The 12,522-nt window shown below is 59.6% G+C and carries 12 protein-coding genes; 4 read left to right on the top strand and 8 right to left on the bottom strand.

Going from position 1 to position 12,522, the window contains the following annotated elements:
• The first annotated feature begins 458 nt into the window (after nt 1-458).
• Nucleotides 459-1,289, top strand: a complete 831-nt coding sequence (locus PQG80_RS27765; protein WP_271755079.1) for a sugar phosphate isomerase/epimerase family protein — start codon at nt 459-461, stop codon at nt 1,287-1,289.
• Between the two features lie 58 nt (nt 1,290-1,347).
• Here the strand turns inward: PQG80_RS27765 and PQG80_RS27760 are convergent, their stop codons facing one another.
• The 4 genes from PQG80_RS27760 to PQG80_RS27745 form a co-directional block, all read right to left on the bottom strand.
• A complete protein-coding gene (locus tag PQG80_RS27760; protein WP_271755078.1) occupies nt 1,348-1,827 on the bottom strand; it encodes a C40 family peptidase in 480 nt (159 codons plus the stop codon).
• A gap of 202 nt (nt 1,828-2,029) precedes the next feature.
• The gene (locus tag PQG80_RS27755) at nt 2,030-2,530 is read right to left on the bottom strand and encodes a WGxxGxxG family protein (RefSeq protein WP_271755077.1); all 501 of its coding nucleotides are present in this window, start codon (nt 2,528-2,530) and stop codon (nt 2,030-2,032) included.
• Nucleotides 2,531-2,705: 175 nt separating this feature from the next.
• Nucleotides 2,706-3,818 (bottom strand): PdaC/SigV domain-containing protein, encoded by a 1,113-nt coding sequence (locus tag PQG80_RS27750; protein WP_271755076.1) that lies wholly within the window; start codon nt 3,816-3,818, stop codon nt 2,706-2,708.
• A 70-nt stretch (nt 3,819-3,888) separates the two neighbouring features.
• A complete protein-coding gene (locus PQG80_RS27745) occupies nt 3,889-4,845 on the bottom strand; it encodes a 3'-5' exoribonuclease YhaM family protein (protein ID WP_271755075.1) in 957 nt (318 codons plus the stop codon).
• 169 nt (nt 4,846-5,014) lie between these two features.
• Here PQG80_RS27745 and PQG80_RS27740 point away from each other — a divergent pair, with 169 nt between their 5' ends.
• Nucleotides 5,015-5,233: a DUF2188 domain-containing protein gene (locus PQG80_RS27740; RefSeq protein ID WP_271755074.1), complete on the top strand. Its 219-nt coding sequence runs from the start codon at nt 5,015-5,017 to the stop codon at nt 5,231-5,233.
• Nucleotides 5,234-5,306: 73 nt separating this feature from the next.
• Here PQG80_RS27740 and htpG read toward each other — a convergent pair whose 3' ends face one another.
• From htpG to PQG80_RS27725, 3 genes are all read right to left on the bottom strand, one after another.
• Nucleotides 5,307-7,187, bottom strand: coding sequence for a molecular chaperone HtpG (gene htpG, locus PQG80_RS27735; protein WP_271755073.1), 1,881 nt, complete (start codon nt 7,185-7,187; stop codon nt 5,307-5,309).
• 159 nt (nt 7,188-7,346) lie between these two features.
• The gene (gene gntK, locus PQG80_RS27730) at nt 7,347-8,894 is read right to left on the bottom strand and encodes a gluconokinase (protein WP_271755072.1); all 1,548 of its coding nucleotides are present in this window, start codon (nt 8,892-8,894) and stop codon (nt 7,347-7,349) included.
• 59 nt (nt 8,895-8,953) lie between these two features.
• On the bottom strand, nt 8,954-9,859 hold the full coding sequence (locus PQG80_RS27725) for an AraC family transcriptional regulator (RefSeq protein ID WP_271755070.1): 906 nt from the start codon (nt 9,857-9,859) through the stop codon (nt 8,954-8,956).
• A gap of 152 nt (nt 9,860-10,011) precedes the next feature.
• Between PQG80_RS27725 and PQG80_RS27720 the strand changes: the two genes are divergently transcribed.
• Nucleotides 10,012-10,857 carry a sugar phosphate isomerase/epimerase family protein gene (locus tag PQG80_RS27720; RefSeq protein WP_271755069.1) on the top strand — a complete coding sequence of 282 codons (846 nt, stop codon included), beginning with the start codon at nt 10,012-10,014 and terminating at the stop codon, nt 10,855-10,857.
• Between the two features lie 4 nt (nt 10,858-10,861).
• Nucleotides 10,862-11,872 carry a Gfo/Idh/MocA family protein gene (locus PQG80_RS27715; protein WP_271755068.1) on the top strand — a complete coding sequence of 337 codons (1,011 nt, stop codon included), beginning with the start codon at nt 10,862-10,864 and terminating at the stop codon, nt 11,870-11,872.
• 77 nt (nt 11,873-11,949) lie between these two features.
• Here PQG80_RS27715 and PQG80_RS27710 read toward each other — a convergent pair whose 3' ends face one another.
• Nucleotides 11,950-12,498, bottom strand: a complete 549-nt coding sequence (locus tag PQG80_RS27710) for a shikimate kinase (protein WP_271755067.1) — start codon at nt 12,496-12,498, stop codon at nt 11,950-11,952.
• Nucleotides 12,499-12,522 lie beyond the last annotated feature (24 nt).

Here is a 12,522-nt window from a genome sequence, read left to right as displayed (position 1 = left end):
TGCTCATTTCATTGCTGGTATAACTTTTGCTTCCGCCTCGAAAGGCTTCAGCGTCCGTTTGTTTTAACGCTCGATGTTCAGTTTTCAAGGAGCAATCTCTTAAAGCTTGTCCGCCTCGTTTCCGAAGCAGGAATCATATCTTATCACAGCCATTCGCAACTTGCAACACCTTTTTTAAATCGATACGTAAGAGGCTGATAAATCTGTCTGTCCTACGATCGCCTAGAAGGCATCCGCAAAAGGCACAAGAAGTAATTTAACACATATCACGACTACTATGCAACCCTTTTTTAAAAGAAAAGCTCGAACCGCGAATGAAGCCATCTCCGCGTAAGGAAAGGCCAAAATATCGGGATACCTGTCATGCCGAACGATGTTATGCTGAAACGAGTACTTACTATATAGAAGCAAGATGGTAGCACGCAAAACAGGAAATCAGCGAAAGCGAGGCGAAACGCATGTCTTATCTATCCGTCAGCACCTGGAGCCTGCATCGGCTGCTGGGCCCTTTAAGATGGACCGCCTGGGACGAAAAGCTGCAAACGCATGTCGTGAACGAGCAAGAACAGCCTCAAGCGCTTACCTTACTTCAATTGCCCGCGGAAGCGGCAAGGCGAGGCTACTCGGCGATCGAAGTCTGCCACTTCCACTTTCCAAGCAGAGATCCCGGCTACCTGCGCGAACTGCGCGATGCCTTCCTCGCTTCTGGAATAAGCTTCGACACGCTGCTGCTTGATTATGGAGATTTGACTTCCGAGGATCCGGTCAGGCTAGCTGCCGATCTCGGGTTCATCCGCGAGTGGATTGAAGCGGCGGCGTTAAGCGGCGCTAAGCAGATCCGCATCGTCGCGGGCGAAGCGGATGCGGCCGACCAGGCGGCGCTGCTCCGTTCGGCCCGGCATCTCAGCGATTTGGCCGAATACGGCGCAAGCCATGGGGTTGCGATCGTGACCGAAAACTTCAAGCCGCTGACTTCCACGGGGGAAAACTGCCGCCAACTCATGTCCATGACCGATAACAAGGTCGGCTGGATCGCGGATTTCGGAAACTTCTCGGGGGCGTTAAAATACGAGGAGCTGGGCGTTATTCTAAAGCTAAGCGTCTCCGTGCATGCGAAGGCGCAATATGACGATAGGGGAATGCCGAATCGGGCGGAATTCGAGAAATGTCTCGACGCGGCCGCCGAAAGCGGCTTCAACGGCGCGTACGTATTGATCTACGACGGGCCAGGCGATATGTGGGAGGGACTGGAACGAATCCAGGCCATCGTCGAGGCGCGCATCCGCTAAAGCATCGCGCGTGGAACCAAATAAAAAGCGCCGCTTGCGCTAGCGGCGCTTTTATCTATTAGAGGATTCTCTTAGCCGTCACGTAACGAGCCTTCCAATACGAGTTGTCCATGCTCGTTATGGTGACGCCCTTGCTGGTGCTGGCGTGCAGGATCTTGCCGGCTCCGGCGTAAATGGCGACGTGGCCGATCCAGTTGCTCGAGGAGTTGTAGAAGATGAGATCGCCGACGCTGAGCGAACCCTTGGATACTTTTTGCCCTTTGGCAGCCATAGCGGCAGCCGTACGGGGAAGCTTCGTGCCTTCTTTGGAGAAGATGTATTGTACGAACGACGAGCAATCGAAAGCGGAGGTCAGTCCGCTGGCGGCGCCGAATCGATACGGCGTGCCTATGTATTGCTTGCCGAGCGAGAGCAGCGCGAGCGATTCTGGCGTAGCGGCCGAGGCTTTGGAGGTCCCAAGCGCGGATGCGCCTCCGAAAAACAATCCGGCAGCGACGACGACGGCAGCGACAGGTTTAACCAGGTTGCGGATTTTCATAAGTTAAGATCCTCCGTGCAATGTATGTTTAACTTGCTTGGGATTGATCTTAACACAACTGAATCACCCTCTTTTTCCCAAAAAGAGCGTAAGTCCACGGTTTCCGCCGCCTAAACCCCAATTGTTAAAATAACGTGAGAAAACATTAATGATAAGTAAAGCCGCCAGGACTCGCCTGGCGGCTTTGCTTTTTGAAGCCCTGTTAACGGCGATCGTCGCTCGTGTTGCGGGAGCGCATGCCGGCAAGACCGATCAAGCCAAGCAGGCCGAGCCAACCCCAGTTCGAACCGCGGTCATTGTCCGTAGACTTGGCTCTGTAAGTCGAATCCGTGGAACGCGCGCGGTACGTGCCACCGGTTGCCGTGGTATTGTAGCCGGTCGTGCCGCGAGTGTTGTACGAGTTGGATGCATTGCCGGTGTTGTAGTAACCGTTGTTGGCATAAGGGCTGCCGGTACCGGTCGTGTTGGAACGGTAACCGCCCATCGTGCCGCCGCCTACGCCCATGCCGGAAACGCCGGTATCGCTCATGCCGCCAGTCCCGCTACCCATGCCGCCCGTGCCGTACATGCCGCTCGTTCCATAAGTTGCGGGAGACGGCGAAGGACTAGGAGCGGCAGTCGATACGGAAGTTGCGTACGCCGGAACGGCCAGAAACAGGGACAAACACGTGCAGGCTGCTGCTTTGCGAAGCGTCGATTTCAAAGTCGTACCTCCTCGGGATTGGAATGGACAAGACGAAGCGCTGATTGCACCTGTAATGTCCCTCGCATCGCCGGCGAGCATACCGTAAGAAATCTGCCATTCCGCGCAGCACGACCCTGTTCAAGCAACAACTCCTAATTCACGATCGCTCTGCCCTCGCTTAGCCGTCCGCTCTCTAATGAACGAAGGCGCCCAACGGTACGACGAACTCGGGCATGCCTGCCGCATACGGCGTATATTCATACTGATTGAAGTAAACGACGACGGCCCCGTGCTTCAGGAAAAACGGACGGTCCGCCTCGATGGTTTCGAACGGGACCAGCAATTCCAGCTTTTGCTGCTTGATCTGTTTTTGGATGCTGCCATTGATGGCAGCCACGTAATCGGAGCCCGCTCCCGCAATGTCCTTGAGCGTGAGCTGCTCGCCTGTCTTGAGGTCGAACGTATACGGCACCCTCTCGGTCGCGCCGTGCGCGCCGCCGGTATAAAGATAGTAATCGACGTACAAGCTAATGCGGCCGGCTTCGTTGTAAGTCACCTCATAGACGCCTTCGTATTCGACCGGAGGAATGGTCACGTCCGGATTGTCTTTCTCGGCCTCCGCGTTTTCCTTGGCCGCGAGCGCTAGCGCATTCCGTGCGGAAGCGGCATATCGCTCCGCATCCGACTTCAGCTTGGCGTTGATCTTGGCCTGCGCCGCGTCGTCATCCATGCTCGAGAACACCGGATAGGATACCGTCAGCGACTGCTTGGCGGCCGCATAGGTCAATTGCTCCGATGTCCAGTTCGCTCGGTTTTCTTCGATCGGCTCGATGGACACGGTCTTCGAAGCCGCGTCGTAGCCGATGCTGTAACCGAAGCTCTCCAGCACGAATCGGAGCGGCACAAAGGTCGAGTCCGCCTGTACGTACGCAGGCGAAGCGTAAGCCTTCTCGCCGTTCAGGCGGTATTCGCCGGCAGCCGATAGCTGCATGGTGCGTCCTCGACCGTTCAGGAGCGTGTCCTTGGTTTTCGGGTTCCATGCGGTGCCGATGCCAAGCCGATCGTTGAGCGATCTTAATCCGATATACGACTCCCCATTCACGATGGCAGCCGGCAAGTAGATTTTTTTACCTTCGACAAGAAAAGGCTTCGACGAGATTTCCAGCCGGGCTCCGTATGCCGCGGCATCGGCCGGATCAACGCCCGCCGCCGACGCGATGCCGCCGAACGCCAATGCCGCAGCCAGCGTAACGACGTTCCCCTTGCGTGACCAACCCATTACCCACTTGCGCCGTAGTACGGACATGGCTGCGACCCCTCTCACGAATTTTATGTAGTCTACCGCCATTACCCCGATATCGCCGGGCGATATCAGACTAGAACGGCGTCCGGTAAATCGCCTTATTCTCGAGTCCGCGAATCATCGGCGTCCATTGTTCCCCGTCCGGAAGTGCGCCGAGCGCATCCTCCGCCATCTGCAGCTTGGCGTCGAGCGAGTCGATATAGTGAAGCGCGATGGCTTCGGCCGTCTGCGGCTGCACGGGGCTGCCCCATTCGCCCAGATTGTGATGCGAGAGAATCAAGTGCTGCAGCGCGACGACCTTGAGCGAGTCCGTCGGGACGCCGAGCGCGAGCGCCGCCTCGGTCACCCAGGTCGAAGCGAGGGCGATATGACCGATAAGCTTGCCCTGAAGACTGTATTCGGACACGATCCCGAGGCTCGCCGTCAGCTCCTCCGTCTTGGCGATGTCATGGAGCAGGATGCCCGCCCGCAGCAGGTCCGCGTTCAGGAAAGGACGCTGCTTGCATATGAACTCGCCTAGCTCCAGCATGCGCACCGTATGATAGGCAAGGCCGGAATAATAGTTATGGTGATGCGTCTTGGCGGCTGGATAATGGGACAGCTTGTCTCCGACCTTGATCAGGCAGTATTCCACGAGCCCTCTCAGTTCTGCGTCCGCGATGCCCGCCGCCGTGCGCTGAATGGTATGGACGAGATCGATAGCCGCGATCGGCGCGGCCTTGATGAAGTCTGCGATCGCGACGCCGTCCTGCTCGACCGCGGGACGAATACGATTGATCTTCACCTGGAGCTTCTCCCTGTACAATTGAACGATGCCCTGAACCTTGACCAGTCCCATCGGCACGAACAGGTTCTTCTCCGCGGGCGCTACGTCCCAGTACTTGGCGGGCAGCTGTCCGCTGGCATCGCAAAGCACGATGTCGAAGTAGTCCTTGGCTGGGGTCCCGTTCGTCTGCTTAACTTCGAATTCCCGCAGCAGGTAGAAGCCGACGAACTCGTTTCCGCTGATCATTTCCTTGATTAATGTCACGTTGGCATCCCTGCTTTCCTTCTCTTGCAGACAGTATAGCAGAATCGTCGGGAGCCTACTATGAACGCGAATCTAGTAATTAGACGAAGCGGCAGGCGAAAAAGTTAACTGTTTGGACGGGCCCGATGTTGGCTAATGAATGTTAAAAGGAAAAGGAGTTGACGCTTCGATGCCGAATCAGCATGTCGTTCCCCACGAGAAGGGCTGGGCCGTCCGCGGCGAAGGAGAGAGCCGGGCGGAGATCGTCACCGATACGAAGCAGGAGGCCATCGAGGCCGGGCGCAAGCTCGCGCAGAACCAGCGCACCGAGCTGGTGATCCACGGCAAGGACGGCCGTATTCAGCGCAAGGACAGCCACGGCCATGATCCGTTTCCGCCCCGGGGCTGAAGCCGGCGGCCGTCCCAAACACGCATCACACAAAGAGCCGGCCCATCTCGGGCCGGCTCTTTTCGCGCGGAATTTATACCATCACTTTGCAAATATCGTTCGTGAACTCGACGGGATCCTCGATCGGAAGCCCCTCGATGAGCAGCGCCTGATTGTACAGCAGCGCCGTATAGAGACCGAGCTTCTCCTTGTCGGACTCGAACGCGCCCTTGAGCGATTTGAATACGTCGTGATGCGTGTTGATCTCGAGCACCTTTTCCGCCTTGACGTCCGGATTGTTCGGCATCATGCGCAGCACCTTCTCCATCTCGATCGTCACTTCGCCGTCGGTGGACAGGCAGACCGGATGCGACCGCAGACGCTTGGAGGCCTTGACGCTCTTGACCTTGTCGCCGAGCAGTTCCTTCATCGCGCCGAACAGCCCTTCGTTCTCCTGCTGCTCCTGCTGCGCTTCCTTGGCCTCATCCTCGGTCTCGATGCCAAGATCCCCGCTCGACACGCTGCGGAATTCCTTTTCCTTGCACTTCATGATCATTTTGATCGCGAACTCGTCGATGTCGTCGGTGAAATACAGAATCTCGTAGCCCTTGTCCGCAACCAGTTCAGTCTGAGGCAGCTTCGCGATGCGCTCGTTGGAGTCGCCGGTCGCGTAGTAGATGTATTTTTGATCCTCCGGCATCCGCGAGACGTAATCGTCCAGGCTGACCAGCTTCTTCTCCTTGGAGGAGTAGAACATGAGCAGGTCCTGCAGCGCGTCCTTGTGCATGCCGTAATCGCTGTAGACGCCGTACTTGAGCTGGCGGCCGAACGCCTGGTAGAACTTCTCGTACTTGTCCCGGTCGTCGCGCAGTATGCGCGTCAGCTCGCTCTTGATCTTGCTCTCGATATTCTTGGCGATGAGCTTGAGCTGGCGGTCGTGCTGCAGCATCTCGCGCGAGATGTTGAGCGACAGGCTCTCGGAGTCGACCATGCCCTTGACGAAGCTGAAGTGGTCCGGGAGCAGGTCAGCGCACTTGTTCATGATCAGGACGCCGTTCGCGTACAGCTCGAGCCCCTTCTCGAATTCCTTGGAGTAATAGTCGAACGGCATGCTCTCCGGAATGTACAGGATCGCCTGGTACACGATCGCGCCGTCCGCGCTGATGTGGATATGCTTCAGCGGCTTGTCGAAGCCATAGTGCTTTTCGTTGTAAAAGTTCTCGTAGTCCTCGTCCTTGAGCTCGCTTTTGTTTTTGCGCCAGATCGGCACCATGCTGTTGACGCGCTCTTCCTCGGCGTAGGACTCGTACTCGTTCTCCGTTCCTTCCTTCAGCCGGCTCTTGGTGGCGTTCATCTTGATCGGATAGCGGATGAAGTCGGAGTATTTCTTGATAATGGAACGAAGGCGATACTCCTCGAGATACTCGTCGTAGCTGTCGTCCTCGGTGTTGTCCTTGATCTTGAGCGTGATCTCGGTGCCCACCTCGTCCTTCGCCGCAGGCTCGATCGTATAGCCTTCGGCGCCGTCGGACTCCCACTTATAAGCGGCGTCGCTGCCGAGCGCGCGGCTCACAACCGTGACGTTGTCGGCGACCATGAACGCCGAATAGAAGCCGACGCCGAACTGACCGATGATGTCGTGACCTTCCTTGGACTCGTTCTCCTGCTTGAAGGCCAGCGAGCCGCTCTTCGCGATAATGCCGAGATGCGTCTCAAGCTCCTCCCGGGTCATGCCGATCCCCGTGTCGCGGAGCGTCAGCGTGCGGGCGTCTTTGTCGGGAATGACTTGGATATAGTAGTCGTCCTTGTTAAATACGAGACTATCGTCGGTCAGCGCCTTGTAATAGATCTTGTCGATGGCGTCGCTTGCGTTCGAGATCAGCTCCCGCAGGAAGATCTCCTTCTGCGTATAAATGGAGTTGATCATCATCTCCAGGAGTCGCTTAGACTCGGCCTGGAACGGTTTCTTTTCCATCGCTCTACTCTCTCCTTCAATCGCTGTGCGTAGTGTTAGCACTCTCTCGCCGAGAGTGCTATTTCCTTCTTTTTTATAACACTGGATTCTCGCTAAAGTCAATACGGACGGGGAAATCCGAATGTGCGCAGCCCCCGGCGAAGACGCCCGACAGGCCGCTTAAACTCCCGTCTGCCCGCGCTGGAATTCGGCGATGGCCCGGTATTCGTCCTTCAGCTTGCGAGAGATCTCGATAAAGATCGGCAGCAGCTTGCGGTAGACGGCCGCGTGCGCGGGATCCGGCCGGTGCCGGTGCGTGGCGCCGACCATGTCCGCGGCGACGTTCAGCGAGCCGACCCGCCCCGTCGCGTACAGACCGAGCACGGCCGCGCCCAGGCAGGAGCTCTCGAAGCTCTCCGGCACGATGAGCTCTTGGTCGAAAATATCGGTCATCATCTGCCGCCACAGCGCGGAACGGGCGAAGCCGCCGGTCGCGTGGATGCGGCGCGGGCGGCCGATGCGCTCCTCCACGGCATGCAACACGGTATATAAGTTGAATATAACGCCTTCGAGCACGGCGCGCAGCATATGCTCCTTGCCGTGATGGAGTGTCAATCCGAAAAACGAGCCGCGCGCGTTGGCGTCCCACAGCGGGGAGCGCTCGCCGGTCAAGTACGGGTGAAAAAGCAGGCCCTCGCTGCCAGGGGGCACCTTGGCCGCGATCTCCATCAGCAGATCGTTCGGGTCCATCTTGAGCCGCTTGGCCGTCTCGGACACGGACGAACCGAACTCCTCCCTCGCCCAGCGCAGGAGGACGCCGCCGTTGTTCACCGGACCGCCGATCACCCAGTGCCGCTCGGTGAGCGCGTAGCAGAACGTCCGTCCCTTCGGATCCAATTCCGGACGTTCGACCACCGCGCGGATCGCGCCGCTCGTGCCGATCGTCGCGGCGACGACGCCCGGCTCGATGGCGCCGACGCCCAGATTGGACAGCACGCCGTCGCTGGCGCCGACGATGAACGGCGTCCCCGGGGCCAGCCCCGTCTCATGGGCATAGGCGTCGTTCAGACCGGATACCGCATGCGTCGTCGGGACGAGGCGCGACAGACGGTCCTCGGTCACGCCAGCCGCGGCGAGCGCCGCCTCGTCCCAGGCGAGCCGCTCCAGGTTCATAAGCCCGGTCGCGGAGGCGATCGAATGATCGACGACATACTCGCCGAACAGCTTGGCGAACACGTATTCCTTGATCGAGATGAACCGGCGCGCGGCGCGGAACAGCTCGCCTTGGGCCTCGCGCAGCCACATCAGCTTGGTCAATGGGGACATCGGATGGATCGGCGTGCCCGTCCGCAGGTAGATCGCGTGGCCCGTGCCGTCCTCCCGCAGGCGCTCCGCCCAAGCCGCGCTGCGGTTGTCCCCCCACGTGATGCTGCGCGTCAGCGGCTGACCGTCTGCGTCCACCGCGATGAGACTGTGCATCGCCGAGCTGAAGGAAACGAACAGCACGCGCTCCGGCGCCGCGCCGCTCCGGTCCATCACGCCCCGGAGCGACTGCAGGACGGCCCGGAAAATCTCGTCCGGGTCCTGCTCCGCGACGATCGGGGAGGGCGTGTAGAGCGGATACTCCACGGTCGCCTGCGCGACGACCTTCCCGTTCTCCTCGAACAGCACGGACTTGGTGCTCGTGGTGCCGATGTCGACGCCGATCATATACTTGGAGTCCTGCATGATACCCCTTCTTTCCTTCATGAATTGTGATGCCGAATCCCGCCGAGCCGCCATACCGTTCACAGCACCCGCGAGAGCTTGCGGTATTCCCGGGGGGAGATGCCTTCGCCGGCGGTAAAGACGCGGCTAAAGTAGTGCAGGTCCGGATAACCGATCCTGGCCCCGACGGTCTCCACGGACCAATCCGTCTCCCGCAGCAGCCTGCGCGCCTCGCGCAGCCGGATCGACTGGATCATGCGTCCCGGCGGCATCCCCGCGACCTGACGGAACAGCTTGGCCGCATAGTCCTCGCTTACCTTCAGCTCCCGTGCGATCCGCTCGGCGCTCCACGATTCTCCGGGCTCGCGTTCCATCGCCTCGATCATTTTGCGAATGCGCTCGCGGTGCACGGAATCCCCGCCGCCCGCGCTCTCGTCGCCCGTCCGGAGCAGCATCGCCAGGATGCCTAGCATGAGCGACTTGCATGCGAGCTCGTAGCCGCTGCGCCGCATCGTAAACTCTCCGACGAGCCCGTCCATCAGCCGGAAGCACTCGGGCCCGGTCGGATACACGGCGCGCGAAGATAAATCGCCGAGCTCGGGCGCGAAGGGCTCCTCCGCGAATTTATCCAAGTCCGGCTCCGCGTCCAGGTCCGTCGACACCATGTCGCTCTCCGTCGCGATGCGAAGACGCCCGTCGAAGTCGAAGTGAATGCCGAGCAGCGTCGCGCCCTGCGGGGAGACGATCGCGTTGCGGTGCGGCACGCCGGACGGGAGGACGATCGTCTCTCCCTCGCCCACCGTATAGCGCTCTCCGCGCATTTCGGTCGCCAGCCTCCCCTTGCACACGCAGATGAGCTCGAAGTCGTAAATATACCGCTCGGCAAGCGAGCCGGGCGGCAGCTTCTGGTACTGCGCGTAGTGTACGGTAGGCGACCACTCCCTGGGCGGCAGCGGCCTTCGCAGCGGGAAACGCGAGAAATCCATCCTTCGACTCCCCTTCCATTCAAACCATTTTAACACATGGAGAGGCGCTATAACGGAATCGTGCAACTTTTAACTTTCTTCTCTAAATGAACGCGGCAGCGCTTTCCTTATAATGAAGACAAACAAACGCTTGCCCAAGGAGGACTCTAACGATGAAAAAAGGCATCAATATCTGGTCGTTCGGCGACGGCGTATCGATCCAGGACGCGATCGCGACGGCCAAGGACGCAGGCTTCGAAGGCATCGAGCTGTCGCTGAACGAGACCGGCGAGCTCGGTCTAGAGGCGACGGACGCCGAGCTGTCCGCCATCAAGCGGCAGCTCTCCGACGCCGGACTCGAGCTGGCCGGCCTGGCGACGGGCCTGTACTGGTCCTACGCCATGACGAGCGAGTCCGAGGCCAACCGCCTCAAGGCGATCGACGTATGCAAAAAGCAAATCGAAACCGCGGCCAAGCTTGGCGCGGACGCCATCCTGGTCATTCCCGGCGCCGTTGGCGTGGACTTCATCCCGGGGAGCGAGGTCGTCCCCTATGACAAAGCCTATGACCGCGCGCTCGAGGCGATCTCGAAGCTCGCGCCCGAAGCCGCCGGCGCTGGCGTATCCATCGGCATCGAGAACGTCTGGAACAAGTTCCTCCTCTCCCCGCTCGAGATGCGCGGGTTCATCGATCAGGTGGGTTCTCCCTGGGTCGGCTCCTACTTCGACGTCGGCAATACGGTTTACAGCGGTTATCCCGAGCACTGGATCCGCATTCTCGGCCATCGCATCAAGAAGGTTCACTTCAAGGATTACCGCAGACAAGCAGGCGGGCTGCACGGCTTCGTCGACCTGCTGGCCGGCGACGTCGACTACCCGGCGGTCGTCGCGGCCCTCCAAGAAGTCGGCTACGACGGCTACGTCACGGCTGAGATGATCCCGCAGTACACCCACCACACCAAGCAAATTATCTACAATACCTCCGGCGCGATGGACGCCATTCTGGGAAGGAAGGATTAATCGCATGCTTAAAATCGGACTTATCGGCTTCGGCTTCATGGGAAGAATGCACTTCGACAACTACGTACGCCTGGCACAAGAAGGCCATTCGGTCAAGCTCGTCGCCATCTGCGACGTAGCGATCGAGCAGCTGAAGAACGCCAAGGCCGGCGGCAACATGGCGACCGCGCAGGAGACGTACGACCTGTCCGGATACGCGCTCTACGACTCTGTCGACAAGATGCTGGCGAATGAAGAACTCGATATGATCGATATCACGCTGCCGACCCCGCTGCATGCGGACCTGACCTGCGACCTGCTGGAAAAAGGCTACCACGTCTTCTGCGAAAAGCCGATGGCGCGTCGTCCGGAAGAAGCGCGTCGCATGGTCGAGACGGCCGAGCGGACCGGGCGCAAGCTGCAGATCGGGCAGTGCCTCCGGTTCTGGCCGGCGTACGAGTACCTGAAGGCTTGCGTCGAAGACGGCCGTTACGGCGATGTGACGAGCGGTTACTTCTACAGAGGCTCGCATGCGCCCGCAGGCTGGTTCCTGAACGCGGAGCTCAGCGGCGGCGCCCTCCTCGACATGCATATCCACGACACCGACATCGTGAACTGGCTGTTCGGCAAGCCCGAGCGCGTATCGACGATCGGACGCAACAATATCCCGGGCAGCGGCTTCGACGCCGCCTCCACGCATTACGTCTATCCGGACGGCAAGGTGCTCAACGCCCAGGTCGACTGGACGCTCGAGGGCGACTTCGGGTTCGAGATGGGCTTCCGCGTCAACTTCGCCGGCGCGAACGTCATTCTGGGCAAGGACGGCCTGACCGTCAATCCCAACGACGGAGCGCGCTTCCAGCCGGAGCTGGCGGAGCATGACGGATATTACGGCGAGCTGCGCAGCTTCACCAATGCGATCCTGAAGGACGAGACCCTCACGGTATGTAAGCCGGAGAGCACGCTCGCCTCGCTCGAGATCGTCGAAGCCGAGCAGCAATCCGCCGAGCGCGGCGGCGAATGGGTGAAGCTGTAAGCACGAATGAATGAAAAAACGGGATGAAGCGGGGAAATGGCCCGCTTCATCCCGTTTTCGTTATGGACCGGGGCCGCTCAGCCGCGAGCCCGCGATGCCAGCCAGTCGAACATCTCCTGCGCCGCCGCTTCCGGCGTCAGCTCGCCTGCGTTCACCTTGAAGTGATGCCCGGCGTAGATGGCCTGCCTGGAATCGTAGAGCGCCTTGATTTCTTCGTCCGTCTTGTTCTGCAGAATCGGCCGGCTGTCGCGAATGAGAGGCAGCCGGCTTTTCCACATGTCCCAGGAGATGTCGAGCAGGATGACGTCGGAGGTGGACAAGCAGACGTCGCGGATCGCTTCCTGGAGGAAGGCGCCCCCGCCCAGGGACAGGACGGCGGACCGCTTGCCGGCGCACAGCTCCTCTATATATTCCTTCTCCATCCGCCGGAACGCGGCCTCGCCTATCGTCCGGAAAATCTCCGTGACCGGCATCCCCCGCTCCGATGCGATCAGATCGTCGACATCGATGAACTCGCTCGATAGCTTGGCGGCAAGGAGCTTGCCGGCCGTCGTCTTGCCCGCGCCCATGAAGCCGATCAGCACGATATTTCGATCCCGGACGGGATTGGCGGCATCCGCTAGCATGAAGTCATTCACTCATTTCTGCAC

The sequence above is a fragment of the Cohnella rhizoplanae genome, from assembly GCF_948329515.1.
GTDB classification, from domain to species: Bacteria; Bacillota; Bacilli; order Paenibacillales; family Paenibacillaceae; genus Cohnella; species Cohnella rhizoplanae.
Note: the sequence above shows the minus strand (reverse complement) of the source record. Positions and strands in the feature narration are given on the sequence as shown.

Bases quoted from the DNA above. Each gene is read 5' to 3' on its own strand.
- htpG (WP_271755073.1), bottom strand. From the start codon at position 7,187: ATGGAAAAGAAACCGTTCCAGGCCGAGTCTAAGCGACTCCTGGAGATG.
- PQG80_RS27725 (WP_271755070.1), bottom strand. From the start codon at position 9,859: ATGGATTTCTCGCGTTTCCCGCTGCGAAGGCCGCTGCCGCCCAGGGAG.
- gntK (WP_271755072.1), bottom strand. From the start codon at position 8,894: ATGCAGGACTCCAAGTATATGATCGGCGTCGACATCGGCACCACGAGC.
- PQG80_RS27750 (WP_271755076.1), bottom strand. From the start codon at position 3,818: ATGTCCGTACTACGGCGCAAGTGGGTAATGGGTTGGTCACGCAAGGGG.
- PQG80_RS27760 (WP_271755078.1), bottom strand. From the start codon at position 1,827: ATGAAAATCCGCAACCTGGTTAAACCTGTCGCTGCCGTCGTCGTCGCT.
- PQG80_RS27765 (WP_271755079.1), top strand. From the start codon at position 459: ATGTCTTATCTATCCGTCAGCACCTGGAGCCTGCATCGGCTGCTGGGC.
- PQG80_RS27710 (WP_271755067.1), bottom strand. From the start codon at position 12,498: ATGCTAGCGGATGCCGCCAATCCCGTCCGGGATCGAAATATCGTGCTG.
- PQG80_RS27715 (WP_271755068.1), top strand. From the start codon at position 10,862: ATGCTTAAAATCGGACTTATCGGCTTCGGCTTCATGGGAAGAATGCAC.
- PQG80_RS27740 (WP_271755074.1), top strand. From the start codon at position 5,015: ATGCCGAATCAGCATGTCGTTCCCCACGAGAAGGGCTGGGCCGTCCGC.
- PQG80_RS27720 (WP_271755069.1), top strand. From the start codon at position 10,012: ATGAAAAAAGGCATCAATATCTGGTCGTTCGGCGACGGCGTATCGATC.